The sequence below is a fragment of the Sphingomonas sp. Leaf37 genome, from assembly GCF_920939475.1.
Taxonomy (GTDB): domain Bacteria; phylum Pseudomonadota; class Alphaproteobacteria; order Sphingomonadales; family Sphingomonadaceae; genus Sphingomonas.
On record NZ_CAKLAX010000003.1, the window covers coordinates 780,911 to 799,329 of the forward strand.

Consider the following 18,419-nt stretch of genomic DNA (forward strand, 5'->3'; position numbering starts at 1 on the left):
TCCAAAGGCAGGCTGCCTTCACCCTTCCCACGGCTTCGCCGCGGGCCCCTTCCCTCTCCCGACGGGAGAGGGAGAGACGGCGTAGCCGGCGAAGGGTGAGGCCAGCGTTCTTGTTATGTCAGGTCAGGCGGCGTCCACCCGCGCCAGCCGCGGGCTGAGCAGGTGGATCACGATCACCGCGATCAGGTAGGTCGATCCGGCGACCGCGAAGATCGGCGTGTAGCTGCCCGTCGTCTCCAGGATGTACCCGGTGAACTTCGCCATCAGCATGCCGCCGATCGCGCCGACGGTGCCGCCTATGCCGATCACCGACCCCACCGCCGCGCGCGGGAACATGTCCGACGGCAGCGTGTAGAGGTTGGCCGAGAACGCCTGGTGCGCCGCGGTCGCCAGCCCGACGATCGCCACCGCCAGCCAGACGCTGCTGGCATATTGCGCGAAGAAGATCGGCATCACCAGGATCGCGCAGACCAGCATGGTCAGCTTGCGCGCCGCATTGGCGGTGAAGCCGCGCTTCATCAGCCGCGACGACGACCAGCCGCCCGCCACCGAACCGAGATCGGAGATCAGGTAGATCACGATCAGCGGCGGCCCGAAGCTCTTGAGGTCGAGGTTGTAGGTCTTGCCGAGGAAATCGGGCGTCCAGAACAGGAACAGCCACCAGATCGGATCGATCAGGAACTTGCCGAGCGCGAACGCCCAGGTCTCGCGATAGCGGATCAGCTTGCTCCACGCGATCGGCTTGACCGGATCGGCGGGGTCGCTCTCGATATAGGCGAGTTCGTCCGCCGAAAGCCGCGGCTGTTCGCGCGGGCGGCGATAGATGGCGATCCAGGCGAACAGCCAGATGAAGCTGAACAGGCCGGTGATGACGAACGCCATCCGCCAGCCGAGCCCCATGTCGATCACGATCCACGGCACCACCAGCGGAGTCACCACAGCGCCGATGTTCGCGCCGGCGTTGAACACGCCGGTCGCCAGCGCACGCTCCTTGGCGGGGAACCACTCGGTCACCGCCTTGATGCCGGCCGGGAAGTTGCCGCTTTCACCGATGCCGAGCAGCGCCCGGGCGAGGCTGAACTGGAAGGCGGTGTTGACGAAACCGCACAGGATGTGGCCCGCGGTCCAGATCACGAATGCGATCGAATAGCCGATCCGCGCGCCGACCACGTCGACGATCTTGCCGAAGCTGAGATACCCTAGCGCATAGGCGGCCTGGAACCAGAAGATCACGTCGGCATAGGTCGTTTCCGACCAGCCGAGATCCTTCGAGATCGTCGGCTTCAGTACCCCGATCATCTGCCGGTCGACATAGTTGATCGCGGTCGCCGCGAACAGCAATGCGCAGATCACCCAGCGGTAGCGGCCGATGGTGGAGGCGGCGGCGGCGATCTGTGCCTCGCTCTGCGCCCCCCCGAAACCCGTGCCCCCGGTGCCCGTAGCCTTTGTCGTCGCCATCATCTCTCTCCGGTAGCGAAGCCTCTTAGCGGGCTGTGATCGTGCAACTGACGGTGTAGCGGCCGTCGAAGCCGGCATCCACCCGGTCGCCGACCGCGACTTCATGGACTCCGGTCACCGCGCCGCTCGATATCCATTGGCCGGGCTGGAGCTGGATGCCACGCGCCGCCATATGTTCGAACAGGAAGCGGGCGGCGCCGATCGGCCCGTCCAGCATCGCCGCCGCGGTCGCCGCGCCGATCCGTTCCCCGTTGATGTCGAGCGTGACCGGCCATTGGTTGAGATCGATGTCGCGCCAGCCGGGGATGGCCGCGCCGATCACCAGTCCGTTGTTGTTGCCGAAATCGGAGATGGTGACGGTGGGGCCATGCGTGTTGATGCCGGGGAAGGGTGAACTCGCGATCTCGATCCCGACGTGGACCGCGTCGATCAGGTCGCGCGCTTCATCCATCGTATAGTGGGTCTTGGCGGGATCGGGGGCGGTGCCGATGCGGATCAGGAATTCCGCCTCCGCCGCGCCGAAACCGTCGGCGAAGATCGGCATCGCAAGATCGCCGTCGGTCGCGTCGAACACGGTATCGGCGAAGATCGGGCCGCTCAGCCGGTCGATGCCGTCGATCGCGGGGTTGATGCGCCCGACCTTCCAGCCGACGACCTCGCCCTCCGCCAGATCGAGCGCGGCATCCTGTACGCGATACGCCGTGGTGAGGTCGGCGGGGATCGCACCCGGATAATCAGGCAGGGCGTGGCCGTCGCGGCGTGCTTCGACGAAGGCGCGGGCAATGTCGTGAACGGATGCGGTATCGGTCTGTGGCATCGGATCGGGCTGTCCGCCCCCCTCTCATAATGTTCTGATCGTTGGTCGATGGGTATGGGAAACCGGTGTCAATGACAAGCGCCGGTTCAGCGCAGCAACATATCCCAACGCTTTTCGTGTGCCGCGCTTGCGGCCGCCTTGATAGCGGCGAGCAAAGGTGCATCGCCCGCGACCTGCGGCGGCAAGCCCAGTCCCGCTTCGGTAAGGCGGCGGACGAGCGCAACCGGATCGCCGTCCTGTGCCGCGGCCGCAAGCCGATCGCCGGCGGGGTCGGCGATCGTCATCCCGGCGCGGCTGCGCACGATCAGGAAGGCGACCCAGCCTCCCAGCGCCGCGACGACATGTGCGGGCATCCGCCCGGCGGCACGATTGGCGGCGAGCGTGTCGCCGAGGCGATACGGCAGCTTCTGCGACCCATCAATCGCGATCTGATCGAGTCGGTGGACGATCGCCGGGTTGCGGAAGCGGGCGAGCACGGCCTCGCGATACTCGTCGAGGTCGAAACCGGGGACCGCGGGTAGCATCGGGATGATGTCAGTGCGGATCATCGTATCGACGAAGCGCGCCAGATCGGCATCGGCCATCGCGTCCGCGACGCTGATATGGCCGCGCAGCAGGCCGAGATAGGCGAGCGTCGAATGCGCGCCGTTGAGGATGCGCAGCTTCGCCTTTTCATACGCGGCGACGTCGCTGGTGACGGTCGCGCCCGCGCTCGCCAGATCGGGGCCGAGCGGTACGCCGACATCCTGGATCACCCATTGCGTGAAGCGTTCGCGCTGCACGGCGGCGCGATCCTCCAGGCCGATGCCCTCGGCGACCTTGGCGTAGAGGTCGGCGTCGGAGGCGGGGGTGATCGAATCGACCATGGTCGAGGGCACCCGCACTTCCCCGGCGATCCAGTCGGCGAGGTCCGGATCGGTCGCACGGGCGAAGGCGACCAGCGCGGCGTGCAGCTTGGCGCCGTTGCTTGCGAGATTGTCGCACGGCAGCGGGATGAAGGGCCGCACGCCCGCCGACCGACGCGAGGCAAGACCTGCAACGATCCAGCCGACGACGCTCGCCGGGACTGCGGTGCCCGCCAGATCGTGGAGGATATCGGGATGCTCCATGTCGACCGTGCCGTCGCCGCTCAGGCAATAGCCCTTTTCGGTGACGGTGGTGGTGACCAGCCCGACCGCGGGGTCGGCAAGCAAGGCGCGCGTCTCGGCGGCGGCATCCGGCGCCAGGAAGCGGCGATGGGCGCCGATCACGCGCATGTCCGATTCGGCATCGCGGATTGCCAGCGTGTAGAGGCCGTCCTGCTGCTCCAGCGCCTCGACCGTGCCGCGCGAGCGCATCGACACGGCGGCGATTCCCCAACGTGGATCATGCTGGAGCACGGTGTCGACATAAGCGGCCTGGTGCGCGCGGTGGAACGCGCCGGGGCCGAAATGGACGATGCCGACGCTCGGCTCGGGCCGCCCGCGCGGACTTTGCATGGCAGGGGCAAGTTGGTCGAGCGTCGCGGCGGTCAATCGGTTCACAGCGTCACACCCCGTTTCCAGATCGCGATCTCGCGTTCGTCGTTGTTCTCGGCCGCGGTCGGCGCCCCCGATGCGATCGCGCAGATACGCTCCAGCAGCATCGCCTCCGCCGCCGCGAAGCCGCGGTCGAGCACGGCGCCCGCGTCGAAGTCGATCCAGCCAGGCTTGCGTGTCGCGAGATCGGAATTGGAGGCGATCTTGACCGTCGGCACCGGAAAGCCGAGCGGCGTGCCGCGGCCGGTGGTGAACAGGATCGCGGTCGCGCCCGCCGCCGCCAGTGCGGTCGACGACACCGCGTCGTTGCCCGGCGCCTCCAGCAGGGTCAGTCCATCGGCCCGGACCCGCTCACCGTAGTCGATGACGTCGGTGATGGTCGCGCGCCCCGCCTTTTGGACTGCGCCGAGCGATTTCTCCTCCAGCGTGGTGATGCCGCCGACGACGTTACCGGGGGAGGGATTCTCGCTGATGGGTTCACCGTGGTCGATGAAATATTGTCGGAACCCGTTGATGACGCCAACCATCCGGTCGAACACGTCGGTGCTGGCGGCGCGGTCCATCAGCATCTGTTCGGCGCCGAATATTTCCGGGATTTCGGTGAAGACGACGCGCCCGCCCGCTTCCGTCACGCGGTCGCTGATCTGGCCGACCAACGGATTGGCGGTGAGGCCCGACAGTCCGTCCGATCCGCCGCATTTGACGCCCAGCACCAGCCGATCGAGGCCGACCGTCTGCCGCGGCATCGCCGCCTGCTGCGCCAGTTCGGCGACCAATGCGCAGCCTTCCTCGACCTCGTCGGCGCTGAACTGCGCGGTGAGATAACGGATGGCGCCATGCCGTTCGGGCGGGATCGCGGCGAGCAACTCCTTGACCTGATTTTCCTCGCAGCCCAGCCCGACGAGCAGCACGCCGCCGGCATTGGGATGGCAGGCGAGGCTGGCGAGGATCGCGCGAACGCCGGCGAGGTCCTGCCCCAGCTGCGAACAGCCGTGGGGATGGGTGAAGGCGTGGACACCATCAACCTGGCCATCGACCTGCGCACCCGCCTGTTTCGCGATCCGTTCGGCGGTGCGGGCGACGCAGCCGACGGTGGGCAAGATCCAGATCTCGTTGCGGGTTCCGACCCGGCCGTCGGCACGGACGTAGCCCTGGAAGGTCGCGCCGGTCCGTGCCTCGGGCGTCGGCGACGCCTTGGGATCGTAGGTGTAGCTGCCGGTGCCGGACAGGCCGGTCGCCAGATTGTCGCTGTGGACATGCTCGCCCGGCGCGATCGCGCGGCGGGCGCGGCCGATCGGAAAGCCGTATTTGAGCACCGGCGCATTGGCGGCAATCGGCGACAGCGCGACCTTGTGGCCGCGGGGTATGTCGGCGGTCAGCCGCACGTCCGCGACGATATCGCCGGCGTGTGCGTCCTCCAGCAGCGTCGCCACGCTGTCGCCCGGGGCGATGGTCAGCGCCTTGGTCATGGATCCTCTCTCTCGCCGGGACACCGGTGTCTTTTTATCGCGCAGATAGTGTTCGGGTGCAAGGCGGGGCGGGCTGGCGGGGTTGCGATCGCGCGGCTATCGTGGCCGACATGCGCAAATCCGGTCAGCCCACCATCAACGACGTGGCCCGGATCGCGGGGGTTTCCAAGAAGACGGTCAGTCGCGTCATCAACCGGTCGCCGCTGCTCAACGACGATACCCGCAAGCGCGTCGAGACCGTAATCGCCGATCTGGGCTATATCCCCAACCCGCAGGCCCGCGCGCTCGCCCTGCGCCGCAACTTCCTGATCGGTCTGGTCCACGACAATCCCAACGCGCAGACGGTGATGAACGTCCAGCAGGGGATGCTGGAGGCGCTGCACGATACCGAGTTCGAAATGGTGGTGCGCCCGCTGGATCGGGGATCGGCGACGATGCTAGAGGATCTGCGCCATTTCCTCGAACGGCAGCGACTGTTCGGCGTGCTGCTGATGCCGCCGATCAGCGAGAATGACAGTGTCGCGAAGCTGTGCGACGATATCGGCTGCCGCTATGTCCGCATGGGATCGGCGGTGCTCGACGTGCCGACGCGGATGGTCGCCTCCAACGATCGCGAGGCCGTACGCGCGGCGACCGATTATCTGATCGCACAGGGCCACAAAAGGATCGGCTTCGTCGGCGGCCCGCACGGCTTCCGTTCGGCGCGCGAGCGCCGTGCGGGGTTCGAGGATGCGCTTGTCGCAGCCGGGATCGCCTTGCCGCGCAGCATGATAGCCGACGGCAATTACACGTTCGATTCGGGGCTGATCGCGGCGGAGCGCCTGCTAGACGTCATCCCGCGCCCGACCGCCATATTTTCCAGCAACGACGAGATGGCGGCGGGCGTCATCCACGCCGCCCGCCAACGCGGGCTGGAGATTCCGCGCGACCTGTCGATCATCGGCTTCGACGACACGCCGATTGCCGCGCATGTCTGGCCGCCGCTGACGACGGTACGCTGGCCGATCGCCTCTATGGCGCGCTCCGCCGCGCTTAAGTTGATCGCCGGCGAACAGGAAGGCGAGGCGGAGGTCGAGGAGCCTTCGCTGTTCCTCTCGACGCTGATCCGCCGGGGCTCGGTGGCGTCGCCGCCCGCGGCCGGTTGATATGGAATATGACCATGCCGCAGTCGTCGCGTGAATATCCGAACCGACGAAAGTGACGGCAATGGTTGCACGACAATCTGACACCGGTTACCAGATCGGTGATCGCGAAGACCGACGGAGAGGAAAACGGCTGTGACCCGGCGTCTCGAACTGCACCCCGACCGGCTGTTCCCTGCCGATCCGGCGACGCGCGACATCGCACGGACGCTGTACGCCGAGGTCGCCGACCTGCCGATCGTTAGCCCGCACGGCCATACCGATCCGACGTGGTTCGCGGAAAATGCGAACTGGACCGACGCGACGACGTTGCTCCTGGCGCCCGATCATTATCTCTACCGGATGCTCTATAGTCAGGGTGTCAACCTGGATGCGCTGGCGATCCCGCGTCGCGATGGCGTGCCGGCGACTGATACCCGTGCAGCGTGGCGCGTACTGGCGGATCATTACCATCTGTTCCGCGGCACGCCGTCCCGGATGTGGCTCGATCATGTGTTCAGCGAGGTATTCGGCCTTGATGTCGCTTTCGAACCCGCAACGGCCGACCTGTATTTCGATGCGATCGGCGAGAAGCTGGCGACCGAGGCGTTCCGCCCGCGCGCGCTGTTCGATCGCTTCCGCATCGATTTCCTCGCGACGACCGAGGGCGCACACGACAGCCTCGACGCGCATCAGCGTATTCGGGAGAGCGGCTGGAACGGCCGTGTCGTCACAACTTATCGCCCCGATGGCGTGATCGACGTCGAGCATGAGCAATTCGCCGGCGCGATGCGTCGCTTCGCCGAGCTGACCGGGGAGGACGTCTATAGCTGGCAGGGGTATCTGGCCGCGCATCGCAAGCGCCGTGCTGATTTCCGCGCCGCCGGCGCCACCGCAACCGACCACGGCCACCCGACTGCGGCGACCGCGAACCTGTCGACGCCCGAATGCGAGGCGCTGTTCGCGCGCATCAACGGCAGCGCCTGGACGCCTGCCGACGCCGAGCTGTTCCGCGCGCAGATGCTGACGGAAATGGCCGGCATGAGCGTCGAGGACGGGATGGTGATGCAGATCCACCCCGGCAGCGTGCGCAACCACAATGCCGGCCTGTTCGCCAGCCATGGCCGCGACAAGGGTGCGGACATCCCCGGCCGTACCGATTACGTCCATGGCCTGAAGCCGCTGCTCGACCGGTTCGGCACCTCGACTGACCTGTCGATCATCCTCTTCACGCTGGACGAGAGCGTCTACGCCCGCGAACTCGCGCCGCTCGCCGGGCATTATCCGTGCCTGAAGCTGGGACCGAGCTGGTGGTTCCACGATTCGCCGGAGGGCATGCGCCGCTTCCGCGAGATGACGACGGAAACCGCCGGCTTCTACAACACGGTCGGCTTCAACGACGACACGCGTGCCTTCCTGTCGATCCCCGCGCGGCACGACGTCGCGCGGCGGATCGACTGCGGCTATCTCGCCCGCCTCGTCGCCGAACACCGGCTGGAGGATTGGGAAGCGGCCGAACTGGCGCAGGAATTGACCAGCGGCCTCGTCCGCCGTGCCTATCGCATCGACGACGGTGCTGATACAGGCGTGGGAAGCCGTTCCACTATTTACGACAGCGTCGCCGCTTAAGGAGCCTTCATGTTCGACCGCACCTATTACGCCACCCATCCCGACATGATGGAGTGCGTCTCCAACGACGAACTGCGCGACCGCTATCTGATCCAGGGCCTGTTCCGCGCCGGTGAATGCGTGCTCAACTACACGCATGCCGATCGCTTCGTGATCGGCGGCGTCCATGTCGAGTCCGGCTCGGTCGCGCTGCCCGCGCAGGAAGAGCCGGCGTCGGCCAAGGGGCACCCGTTCCTTGAGCGTCGCGAGCTGGCGATCGTCAACGTCAGCAATGTCGAAGGCACCGTGACCGTCGACGGCGAGAGCTTCACGCTCGGCAACAAGGACTGCCTGTACGTCACGATGGGCGCGAAGGACGTCCAGTTCTCGGGCGACGGCGCGCGTTTCTATCTGGCGTCCTGCCCGGCGCACAAGGCGTTCCAGACGCGCAAGCTATCGATCGCAGACGCCAATGCGCTGGAGCGCGGTTCGCTGGAAGAATCCAACGAGCGCACGATCTTCCAGCTCGTCATCCCGGGCGTGTGCGACAGCGCACAGTTGGTGATGGGCCTGACCGTGCTGAAGCCGGGTTCGGTGTGGAACACCATGCCGCCGCACATTCATGAGCGTCGTAGTGAGATCTATTTTTACTTCGAGCTGGACGGCCCGAACGATCGCGTCATGCACTTCATGGGCGAAGGCGAAGCGATGCGACACATCGTCGTCGCCAACGAGGAATCGGTGATCTCGCCGCCGTGGTCGATCCATATGGGTTCGGGCACCAAGGCCTATGCCTTCATCTGGGCGATGGCGGGCGAGAACCAGGATTATACCGACATGAACGTGCTGGATATCTGCCAGCTGGCGTAACGCCGCTTAGCTCCCCTCCCTTCAAGGGAGGGGTTGGGGGTGGGTGGCGTGCTCGCGCTATTGTGACGCGGGCACTTTGGGCCGCCGTACCGCCGGACTGAACCCACCCCCATCACCGGGTGGATCATGCCCCCGGCATGATCCAGAAATGCCCGGGGGGCATTTCGACCCGAGTGATCCTCCCTCAAGAGGGAGGGGAGGAGAAGATTAGAATGAATCCCTTCGACCTTTCAGGCAAAGTCGCTGTCGTCACCGGTGCCAACACCGGCATCGGGCAGGCGATCGCCGTCGCCCTCGCCAACGCCGGCGCCGATGTCGCCTGCGTCGGCCGCACGCCCGCCGAAGACACCGTCGCGCGCATCCGCGACCTCGGGCGGAAGGCGGAGATCGTGTCCGCCGACCTGTCGTCGATCGAACCGGTCGGCCGCGTCGTCGACGAGACCGTCAGCAAGCTCGGCGGGCTCGACATCCTCGTCAACAACGCCGGCATCATCCGCCGCGCCGATGCGGTCGACTTCACCGAAGAGGATTGGGACGCGGTCGTCGACACCAACCTGAAATCGGTGTTCTTCCTGTGCCAGGCTGCGGGCAGGCACATGATCGCCAACGGTGGCGGCAAGATCATCAATATCGCGTCGATGCTGACGTTTCAGGGCGGCATCCGCGTGCCGAGCTATACCGCGTCGAAGAGCGGGATCGGCGGCCTGACCAAGCTGCTCGCCAACGAATGGGCGAGCAAGAGCATCAACGTCAACGCGATCGCGCCGGGCTATATCGCCACCAACAACACCGCCGCGTTGCAGGCGGACGAGGCGCGCAACAAGTCGATCCTCGACCGCATTCCGGCGGGCAAGTGGGGCGATGCGGACGACCTCGGCGGTGCGGCGGTGTTCCTGGCGAGCCGTGCGGCGGATTACGTACAGGGGCATATCCTTGCCGTCGACGGTGGTTGGCTGGCGCGTTGATAGAATAGCAACTGGCCTCACCCTTCCCACTCGGCTGCGCCGAGCGGGGCCCTTCCCTCTCCCATCGGGAGAGGGAGAGACGCCGAAGGCGGCGATGGGTGAGGGCAGGACATAAGGGAGAGAGACGTGGCCAAGTTCCTGGCGTTCGGCGAGATCATGTTGCGGTTGTCGCCGCCGGGGCGTGAGCTGCTGCTCCAGACTCCCAAGTTCGACGTGTGGGTCGCCGGGGCGGAGGCGAACGTCGCCACCGCACTCGCCAAACTGGGCCATGACGTCGGTTTTGCCAGCATGGTGCCCGATAACGACCTCGGTCGTTCGGCGATCTCCACGCTCCGCGGCCACGGCGTCGATACCGCCGCGATCCAGCTCGGCGGCGATCGCATGGGGCTGTATTTCGTCACGTCCGGCGCCGGCATGCGCGCTACCGAAGTCATCTACGACCGCGCGCACTCCTCGTTCGCCAACGCACCGGTGGACGCATGGGATTGGGACACGCTGTTCGACGGCGTCGACTGGTTCCATCTGTCCGGCATCACCCCGGCGCTCGGTCCGGTGCCGGCGGAGAGCGCGATCGCCGCGGTCAAGGCCGCCGCCGCCCGCGATATTCCGATCTCGTTCGACGGCAATTACCGCGCGAAACTGTGGGAGCGCTGGGACAGCAACCCTCGCGCGCTGCTGATGCAATTGGTGGAACACGCCGATCTGATGTTCGGCAATCACCGCGACATCGCGCTGCTGCTCGACAAGGATTTCGGCGGCCATGATGGCGAGGACCGCCGCCGCGACGCCGCGGACGCCGCCTTCGCCGCTTTCCCCAAGCTGAAGACGATCGCCTCGACCGCGCGTCATGTCGAGAACGTCGACCTGCACCGCGTCTCCGCCCGCATCGACACGCGTGACGGTCATGCGCAGACCGAGGAGGTCGTGCTCGCCGGCATCGTCGACCGGATCGGCGGCGGCGACGCCTTCGCCAGCGGCGTGCTCCACGCGCTTCGCACCGGTGGTGATATCGGCGCGGCGGCGGCGACGGGCCTTGCGCTCACTGCGCTCAAGCATTCGCTGCCGGGCGATGCCTCGCTGTTCCGGCAGGCGGATATCGACGCCTATCTCGCGGGTGGGCTGGATGTCCGGCGCTAGCCGGAACGGGGATGGCCTGAGCCGCCGCGCCGCGATCGGGGCGGGTGCGGCGACGCTGCTCGCCACCGGAGCGCGCGGACAGGCACCCGCCGCGGTGCGCGCGCCCGCCGGCGATTTCGTCGGCACGATCGAGGGCGGCGTTCACGCGTTCCGCGGTATCCGCTACGGTCGGGCGGAGCGTTTTCGCGCGCCGGTGCCGGTCGCGCAGCCCGGGCAGATCGTGCGTGCGCAGGCCTATGGCCCGGTCTGCCCGCAAAAGGGATCGTACGGCCCGCAATCCGAAGACTGCCTGTTCCTCAATATCTGGAGCGCCGACCCGCGCCGGAGCGGGAACAAGCCGGTAATGCTCTACATCCACGGCGGCGCCTATTCGAACGGCAGCGTCACCGATCCGCTCAACGACGGGCAGGCGCTGGCGGCGCGCGGCGACGTGGTCGTGGTGACGGTCAATCACCGGCTCAACGCGTTCGGCTATCTGTATCTCGCGCGGCTCGACCCGCGTTTTCCCGACAGCGGCAATGCGGGGCAGCTCGACCTGATCCTCGCGCTCCGATGGGTGCGCGACAACATCGCGGCATTCGGCGGCGATCCGAACCGGGTCATGGTGTTCGGCCAATCGGGCGGCGGTGCCAAGATCGCGACGATGATGGCCATGCCGGCGGCGAAGGGGCTGTTCCACCGCGCTGCGACGATGAGCGGGCAACAGGTCACCGCGTCCGGCCCGCTGAACGCCACCGCGCGGGCGAAGGCGTATCTGGCGAAGCTGGGCGGAGATGTGACGACGCTGCCGACCGGAAAACTGGTCGAGGCGCTCGAAGCGATCGACCCGATCCTCGGTGGCGGGGTCTATTTCGGGCCGGTGCTCGATATGACGTGGCTCACCCGCCATCCGTTCTGGCCCGATGCCGCGCCGCAGGGGCTGCGCATCCCGATGATCCTCGGCAACACCCATGACGAGACGCGGGCGTTCATCGGCCTGAATTCGGCGAAGGTGCAGGGGCTTACGTGGGACAATGTCGCCGAACGTATGGCGCCCGAACTGCGTATCGACATCCTGCCCGAATGGGTCGTCGCGCAATATCGCGCGCACTTTCCGACATGGAGCCCGCTCGACGTCTTCTACGGTGCGACCACCGCCGGGCGTAGCTGGCGCGGGCAGGTGATCGAGGCGGAGGAGCGCGCAAGGGCCGACGCCCCCGGTTTCGTCTATCAGGTCGACTATGGATCGCGCGTCGAGCCGCGGCGCGGTGCGTTCCACACGATGGACATCCCGCTGGTGTTCGGCACGCTGGGCGCCAGGGGTTCCGAAACGGGCACCGGAGCGGATGCGCAGTCGGCGAGCAAGGCGATGCAGGACAGCTTCGTCGCTTTCGCGCGGACGGGCGATCCCAACCACGCCGGCCTGCCGCGCTGGCCAAAATACGGCCTGGATACGCGCGCGACGATGATCTTCGACGCGCGCGCGCGGGTGGAGAACGACCCGCGCGGCTGGGAACGCGAACTGTTCGCCCGCGTGCCGTACATCCAGCCGGGAACGTAAGAGCCCTCCTCTTCAGGGGATGGGTTGCGGTGGAGGAGACGCCAAGCGCCGGTTCCGGTGAGACGTCCCCCAACCCGGCATCAGGCCGATCAGGCTTCCCGCTTGATCCAAGCCGCACGGGACGCGGTTTACCTGACGGTCCTCAAGGGAAAGGCCTGGTCACGCCGCTGTCATCCGGCGCGATGCGGCGATGCTGCTCCACGCGTACAATCCGCACCCGAGCCAGATCAGCGCGAAGGTCGCCAGTTGTGCCGGGCGGACGGGCTCGCGATACAGCAGCACCGCCTCGAGAAATTGCAAGGTCGGCGCGATGAACTGAAGAAGCCCCATCGTCGTATAGCGAAGCCGCTTCGCGCCCGCCGCGAACATCAGCAACGGCGCCGCGGTGACCGGGCCGGCGAGGATCAGCAGCAGGTCCATCGTGCCGTCGCGACCGAATTCGGCCGAGCCGGTGCTGCTGGCGTACAGCAGCACGGCCAGTGCGACCGGGGCGAGGATCGCCGTTTCGATCGTCAGTCCGCCGAGCGCGTCGATCGCCGCTATCTTGCGGATCAGGCCGTAGAAGCCGAAACTCAGCGCGAGGGCGAGCGAGATCCAGATCGCACCACCGCCGCTGACCGCCAGCAATACGACGCCGACCCCCGCTAAGCCGATAGCGCCGCCCTGTAGCCGGTCGAGCCGTTCGCCGAGCAGCAGCATGCCGAGCGCGACGTTGATGAGCGGGTTGATGAAATAGCCGAGGCTCGCCTCGACCAGATGCGCGTTGGCGATCGCCCAGATGTAGACGAACCAGTTCACCGCGATCAACGCCGCACTGCCGGTCAGCATCAGCAATACGCGGCCGCGCGCCACGGCAAGCAGCGGCCGCAGGCGTTTCGTCGCGAGGATCACCGCCGCCAGCAGCAACAGCGACCAGAGTATGCGGTGCGACAGCACCTGCAACGGCGGCACGTCCTTCAGCAGGTGTAGATAGAGCGGCAGCACGCCCCACAGCGTGTAGGCGCCGATGCCGTAGAACAGCCCGGCGCGCGGATGAGCGGTATCGACCATCCCCGCGCTGTGACGGGTTGCGTGTTGCGGCGCAACACGTCGGGTCGTCTGGCGGTGGCGGTGGCGGTGGCGGTGGCGGTGGCGGTGGCGGGGCGGGGCGGGGCGACGAACGGTCGGCGTCGCCCGCAAACCCGGTCAGTCGGCCGCCTTCACCACCGGATAGCTGACGATCAGCGTCAGCGGCGTCTTGCCGACCTGACGGATACCCACCGTCGCGCCGGAATACAGATACGCCGCCATACCGGGCTTCAGCGCCCTGGTATCCTTGCCGGACGACACGATCCCCTCTCCCGACAGGACGTAATAGACCTCGTCGTGCGCCAGCGGGTGCAGGCCGATCGCGGCGCCGACGTGGAGCACCCGCTTGCGGAATTCCATCGTCCGACCGGGCACCGCGTCGCTGATTCGGTAGGCGGTGCTCATCCCGATCTTGCCGTGCGGCGTCGGTTCGTCGCGTTTGACCGCCGCCTCGTCGACCACGACCATCGGCCGTTCGACAGGCGTGGTGGCGGGTGCGGGGCCGGCTTGCAGGGCTGCCAGCACGGCGGTGGCGAGGATCATTGTCATTACCGTCTCCATCTTTGCGCTTTGCGGGATGTTGACACGCGCCCGTCTGCGCAGCATGTTTGTGACACCGGTTACCTATGCAAGGCAAGGGATCGGTGACGCGACCATCAACAGATGGCCGTCCTGGGGAGGATGGGCAGGTAAGTGACTGCCACGGCACCATACTCCCCGACGACATGACGACGAGGACCGATCGGTCGGCGTCAACGAGGAACGATGGCCGCGTATGGCCGCATGGGGAGTGATTGCAATGACTGGACGTTCGACTTTTGCCCGCCACGGCGTGTCGACCGGCGCGCTGGTGCTCGGCATGCTGTTGCCGGCCGCCGCCTTTGCGCAGGCCGCCACCATTCCGGCGACGCCGGCGCAGCCCGGCAGCCCGCCGCACACCGATCCGGCTCCGGCGCAGACCGCGGTCGTCCCCGCCGGCGGTGCGGAGGATAGCGGAGCGGACGTCCAGCCGCAGACCACCGCACCCGACGGCGCCGAGAGTGGCGCGGACATCGTCGTCACCGGCTTCCGTCGCAGCCTCGACGCCGCACTCAACGTGAAGCGCGATTCGGTATCGTCGGTCGACGCGATCGTCGCGGAGGATATCGCGAAGTTCCCCGACCAGAACCTCGCCGAATCACTGCAGCGCATCCCGGGCATCTCGATCCAGCGCGACGCCGGCGAAGGCCGTGCGATCACCGTCCGCGGCCTCGGCGCGCAATTCACCCGCGTCCGCGTCAACGGGCTGGAGACGGTCGCGACCTCGACCGACGGCGCCTCGTCGAATCGCGACCGCGCGTTCGATTTCAACGTCTTCGCATCCGAGCTGTTCAACTCGATCGTCGTCCACAAGACGGCGGAGGCCAGTCTCGACGAAGGGTCGCTGGGCGCGGTCGTCGACCTCAACACCGGCAATCCGCTCGGCGGCAAGACCGGCTTCACCGGCGTGCTGTCCGCGCAGGCGAGCTATAACGACCTCAGCGAGAACACACGGCCCCGCCTTGCCGGGCTGGTATCGTACAAGTCGCCCGACGGCACGTTCGGCGCGGCGGTGTCGGCGGCCTATCAGAAGACCGACAATCTCGAACTCGGCAACAATACCGTCCGGTGGGCGCAGGCGCGGTTCGATTCGGTCAACGGCACGCCGTGCTTCTACAACAGCAACACCGGGACGACACCGATGGCAAACGCTGGCGGCTTCTATCGCCCCGGCACCGCCTGCGACACCGCCGCGCTCGCCTTTCATCCCCGCATCCCGCGCTACGGCGAGGTCTTCCACGGCCGCGAGCGGCTCGGCGTGACCGGTAGCGTGCAATGGGCGCCGAGCGACGCGACCAAGGTGTCGATCGACGGCCTGTATTCGCGCTTCAAGGAAAAGCGCGAAGAGAAATGGGCGGAGGTGCTGCTGCGCTCCAACGAACGTTCGATCGACCTGATCAACCCGGTCTACGACGCGAACAAGAACCTGGTGTCCGGCACGCTCAACGATGCCTGGGTGCGGACCGAACATTACCTGCGCCGCTCGCAGACCGAATTCTATCAGCTCGGCGGCAGCTGGGATCAGGACGTGACGGACCGGTTCCGCTTCACCGTTCTGGGCGGCTTCTCGAAGTCCGAGGCGGATATCCCGGTCGAGACGACGGTCGTGTTCGACGATCGCGACGCGCAGGGCTACAAGTTCGATTATACCGACAGCCGCACGCCGCTGCTCGCCTTCGGCACCAGCGTGACCGAGCCGGCGAATTTCCAGCTGGCCGAGATCCGTGATCGGCCGTCGACCGTCACCAACAAGTTCCGCACCGCGCAGCTGCGTACCGAATGGGACGTTGCGGACGGCTATCAGCTGAAGCTGGGCGGGGTGTACCGGCGCTTCGATTTCGACAGCATCTCGTTCCAGCGCGACACAGCGGTGTGCGGCAACGGCGGGCGCGATCTGGTGCTCGGCACGATCACCTGTTCGGCGAGCAGCGCGTTCGGTCCGAGCGCGGTATACGGCTTCCAGGTCACCCCGGCGCTGAGCGAGCTGTTCACGCTCGGCAACGCCGGCCAGCCGTCGGGAACGACGACGCAGTGGCTCGTTCCCAACCTCGACGCGGCGACGAGCTACACCAACCTCTACGGTCGTACCCCGACGCTGGTGGTCGGCGACAATCGCAGCGTCACCGAAGAGGTGACCGGCGGCTATTTCCAGGTCGACGCCAAGGGCGACCTCGCCGGCCTGCGCTATGCGCTGAACGCTGGCGTTCGCTATGCGCACACCGCGCAAAGCTCGACCGGGATCAATTCGGGCGCGGTCGTGACGGTCGATCGCGATTACGACGACTGGCTGCCCGCGATCAACGTCGCGTTCTTCCCGACCGACACGATCATCCTGCGTGCCTCGGCCGCCAAGGTGATGACGCGGCCGACATTGGGCAATCTGACGCCCGGCGGGTCAGCGGACGGCTTCAACTATCGCGTATCGTTCGGCAATCCGCAGCTCCAGCCGTTCCGTGCGGCGGCGTATGACATCGCGGCGGAATGGTATTTCGCACCGCAGTCGATCCTGTCGGTCGCGCTGTTCAAGAAGAACGTCGAAAGCTTCCCGGTGTCGTCGGCGATCACCAACGCGACCTTCACCTCGACCGGACTGCCGGCGTCGGTGCTCGGCGCGTCGTCGCCCGCGGCACTCAATCCTGCGTTGCAGGCAGAGCCGATCTGGACGATCACCACAACGGTCAACGGCACCGGCGCCTCGCTGAAGGGGGCGGAGATCGCGTTGCAGGCGACGTTCAGCTTCCTGCCCGGCTTCCTCAAGAACTTCGGCGTGCTCGCCAATGCGACCTTCGTCGATTCGAGCGCGAACTACACCGTGCAGGGTCCAGTCGTCTCGGCCTGCTTTCCCGGCGCAACACCGGCGGCGGCCTGCGCCTACGGTCCGCTGGTCAACGCCAATCGCAATGCGACGCTGTTCGGCCTGTCCAAGCAGCAGTATAACGGCACGCTCTATTATGAGGATGCGAAGTTCTCGGCGCGTGGCTCGATCAGCTATCGCGGGCCGTACATCGATGCCAACAGCGGCACCGGCAACATCTTCGAGGGCTATAACAAGACGATCAACGTCGATGCCTCGTTGCGGTACAAGCTGACCCCGAACGTCGAGGTGTCGCTGGAAGGGACCAACCTGACCGACCAGTATCGCGATCGCTACACCGACATCGACGCCAACCGGAACTACGAATACAACCATTTCGGCCGCACGTTCCTGGCCGGCGCGCGCTTCAAGATGTGAGGTGGGTATGATCGATCGTCGACAGGCCCTGATCGGAACCTTCGCCGCCGGCGTGGCGACGGCGGCTGGCGCGCAGACCGCATCGCCGCGGGTGAAGGACGCGGCGATTCCGGGTTTGCCCGACCCGACCGAGACGATCGATCTGTGGCCGGCCGGTGCGCCGGGCATGCCCAAGGTGCCGCCGGTCGAGATCGTCGACGAACGCAGCACCGACGGGCAACTGCCCGATCGCGCCGTCCGCGGGATCGTGCGCCCGCGCATGGTCGTGTTCCGGCCGGCGATCCCCAACGGATCGGCGCTGCTGGTGACGCCCGGCGGCGGCTATGCCCGGGTCGTCGTCGATAAGGAAGGATATGAGGTCGCGCGCTGGCTGTCGGCGCGAGGCTGGACGGTGTTCGTGCTGTTCTACCGCTTGCCCGGTGACGGCTGGGCGGCGGGCCCCGATGTCGCGCTGTCCGATGCGCAGCGGGCGATGCGGCTGATCCGGTCGCGCGCGCGCGATTACGGCATCATGCCCGACCGGGTCGGCGCGATGGGATTTTCGGCGGGCGGGCACGTCTGTTGCGATCTCGCCACCCGCCATGCCACGCCGACCTACACGGCCGTGGACCAAGCCGACCGGTGGAGCGCGCGTCCCGATATCGCGGCGCCGATCTATGCCGTGCAGGCGATGACGCAGCCGCTGGCGCACGCCGGATCGCGGGCCCTGCTGATCGGTGAGGCTGCTTCACCCGCGCTGGAGGCGGCGCACACCCCGGCCAACCACGTCACCGCGCAGACGCCGCCCTGTTTCCTTGCCCATGCCGAGGACGACGCGACCGTAGACGTCGGCAACACGCTGGCGTTTCGCGCCGCCCTGAAGACGGCGGGCGTACCGGTCGAAACGCATCTGTTCACCCACGGCGGCCACGGTTTCGGCCTTCGCCGCACCGCCGGCAAGCCGGTCGAGGCGTGGCTCGGCCTGTTCCACGCCTGGGCGCAGAGCCGGGGTCTGGGTTGAGCCGAGCTTTTCGCCGGCGGTTGGGCGGTATAAGGCGC

Annotated in this window: 14 protein-coding genes; 8 read left to right on the forward strand and 6 right to left on the reverse strand. The window is 66.9% G+C overall.

All coding sequences use genetic code 11. The features are described from left to right. Nucleotides 1-123: 123 nt before the first annotated feature. From LRA87_RS13390 to LRA87_RS13405, 4 genes are all read right to left on the reverse strand, one after another. Nucleotides 124-1,461: an MFS transporter gene (locus LRA87_RS13390; RefSeq protein WP_443024879.1), complete on the reverse strand. Its 1,338-nt coding sequence runs from the start codon at nt 1,459-1,461 to the stop codon at nt 124-126. 22 nt (nt 1,462-1,483) lie between these two features. Continuing rightward, entirely contained in the window at nt 1,484-2,275 is a 792-nt protein-coding gene (locus tag LRA87_RS13395) for a 2-keto-4-pentenoate hydratase (protein ID WP_230632011.1), read from the reverse strand. Nucleotides 2,276-2,361: 86 nt separating this feature from the next. Continuing rightward, nucleotides 2,362-3,798, reverse strand: coding sequence for a mannitol dehydrogenase family protein (locus LRA87_RS13400; RefSeq protein WP_230632013.1), 1,437 nt, complete (start codon nt 3,796-3,798; stop codon nt 2,362-2,364). Next, nucleotides 3,795-5,261: a UxaA family hydrolase gene (locus LRA87_RS13405; RefSeq protein WP_230632015.1), complete on the reverse strand. Its 1,467-nt coding sequence runs from the start codon at nt 5,259-5,261 to the stop codon at nt 3,795-3,797. Before LRA87_RS13405 ends, LRA87_RS13400 begins: the two co-directional genes overlap by 4 nt. Nucleotides 5,262-5,371: 110 nt before the next feature. Here LRA87_RS13405 and LRA87_RS13410 point away from each other — a divergent pair, with 110 nt between their 5' ends. The 6 genes from LRA87_RS13410 to LRA87_RS13435 all read left to right on the forward strand — a co-directional run bounded on the left by LRA87_RS13410 (nt 5,372) and on the right by LRA87_RS13435 (nt 12,502). After that, entirely contained in the window at nt 5,372-6,406 is a 1,035-nt protein-coding gene (locus LRA87_RS13410) for a LacI family DNA-binding transcriptional regulator (protein ID WP_230632017.1), read from the forward strand. A 132-nt stretch (nt 6,407-6,538) separates the two neighbouring features. Next, entirely contained in the window at nt 6,539-8,011 is a 1,473-nt protein-coding gene (uxaC, locus tag LRA87_RS13415) for a glucuronate isomerase (protein ID WP_230632020.1), read from the forward strand. 9 nt (nt 8,012-8,020) lie between these two features. After that, nucleotides 8,021-8,860: a 5-dehydro-4-deoxy-D-glucuronate isomerase gene (gene kduI, locus LRA87_RS13420; protein ID WP_230632022.1), complete on the forward strand. Its 840-nt coding sequence runs from the start codon at nt 8,021-8,023 to the stop codon at nt 8,858-8,860. A gap of 212 nt (nt 8,861-9,072) precedes the next feature. Beyond that, nucleotides 9,073-9,825, forward strand: coding sequence for a 2-dehydro-3-deoxy-D-gluconate 5-dehydrogenase KduD (kduD, locus tag LRA87_RS13425; protein ID WP_230632024.1), 753 nt, complete (start codon nt 9,073-9,075; stop codon nt 9,823-9,825). 126 nt (nt 9,826-9,951) lie between these two features. After that, entirely contained in the window at nt 9,952-10,962 is a 1,011-nt protein-coding gene (locus LRA87_RS13430) for a sugar kinase (protein WP_230632026.1), read from the forward strand. Continuing rightward, complete coding sequence (locus tag LRA87_RS13435; RefSeq protein ID WP_230632028.1) at nt 10,949-12,502, forward strand: carboxylesterase/lipase family protein; 1,554 nt, start codon at nt 10,949-10,951, stop codon at nt 12,500-12,502. Before LRA87_RS13430 ends, LRA87_RS13435 begins: the two co-directional genes overlap by 14 nt. Nucleotides 12,503-12,661: 159 nt before the next feature. Here LRA87_RS13435 and rarD read toward each other — a convergent pair whose 3' ends face one another. Together rarD and LRA87_RS13445 are read right to left on the reverse strand one after the other, a co-directional pair. After that, nucleotides 12,662-13,552 (reverse strand): EamA family transporter RarD, encoded by an 891-nt coding sequence (gene rarD / locus LRA87_RS13440; RefSeq protein ID WP_230632030.1) that lies wholly within the window; start codon nt 13,550-13,552, stop codon nt 12,662-12,664. Nucleotides 13,553-13,687: 135 nt separating this feature from the next. Beyond that, the gene (locus LRA87_RS13445) at nt 13,688-14,038 is read right to left on the reverse strand and encodes a cupin domain-containing protein (RefSeq protein ID WP_230632307.1); all 351 of its coding nucleotides are present in this window, start codon (nt 14,036-14,038) and stop codon (nt 13,688-13,690) included. A gap of 331 nt (nt 14,039-14,369) precedes the next feature. Here LRA87_RS13445 and LRA87_RS13450 point away from each other — a divergent pair, with 331 nt between their 5' ends. Further along, nucleotides 14,370-17,381, forward strand: coding sequence for a TonB-dependent receptor (locus tag LRA87_RS13450; RefSeq protein WP_230632032.1), 3,012 nt, complete (start codon nt 14,370-14,372; stop codon nt 17,379-17,381). A gap of 7 nt (nt 17,382-17,388) precedes the next feature. Further along, the gene (locus LRA87_RS13455; RefSeq protein WP_230632034.1) at nt 17,389-18,381 is read left to right on the forward strand and encodes an alpha/beta hydrolase; all 993 of its coding nucleotides are present in this window, start codon (nt 17,389-17,391) and stop codon (nt 18,379-18,381) included. The last annotated feature ends 38 nt before the right edge of the window (nt 18,382-18,419 follow it).

What these genes read in the sequence shown, in the direction of transcription:
- rarD (WP_230632030.1), bottom strand. Translation starts at nt 13,552, where the DNA reads ATGGTCGATACCGCTCATCCGCGCGCCGGGCTGTTCTACGGCATCGGC.
- LRA87_RS13450 (WP_230632032.1), top strand. Translation starts at nt 14,370, where the DNA reads ATGACTGGACGTTCGACTTTTGCCCGCCACGGCGTGTCGACCGGCGCG.
- LRA87_RS13390 (WP_443024879.1), bottom strand. Translation starts at nt 1,461, where the DNA reads ATGATGGCGACGACAAAGGCTACGGGCACCGGGGGCACGGGTTTCGGG.
- kduD (WP_230632024.1), top strand. Translation starts at nt 9,073, where the DNA reads ATGAATCCCTTCGACCTTTCAGGCAAAGTCGCTGTCGTCACCGGTGCC.
- LRA87_RS13435 (WP_230632028.1), top strand. Translation starts at nt 10,949, where the DNA reads ATGTCCGGCGCTAGCCGGAACGGGGATGGCCTGAGCCGCCGCGCCGCG.
- LRA87_RS13410 (WP_230632017.1), top strand. Translation starts at nt 5,372, where the DNA reads ATGCGCAAATCCGGTCAGCCCACCATCAACGACGTGGCCCGGATCGCG.
- LRA87_RS13455 (WP_230632034.1), top strand. Translation starts at nt 17,389, where the DNA reads ATGATCGATCGTCGACAGGCCCTGATCGGAACCTTCGCCGCCGGCGTG.
- kduI (WP_230632022.1), top strand. Translation starts at nt 8,021, where the DNA reads ATGTTCGACCGCACCTATTACGCCACCCATCCCGACATGATGGAGTGC.
- LRA87_RS13395 (WP_230632011.1), bottom strand. Translation starts at nt 2,275, where the DNA reads ATGCCACAGACCGATACCGCATCCGTTCACGACATTGCCCGCGCCTTC.
- LRA87_RS13405 (WP_230632015.1), bottom strand. Translation starts at nt 5,261, where the DNA reads ATGACCAAGGCGCTGACCATCGCCCCGGGCGACAGCGTGGCGACGCTG.
- LRA87_RS13445 (WP_230632307.1), bottom strand. Translation starts at nt 14,038, where the DNA reads ATGGTCGTGGTCGACGAGGCGGCGGTCAAACGCGACGAACCGACGCCG.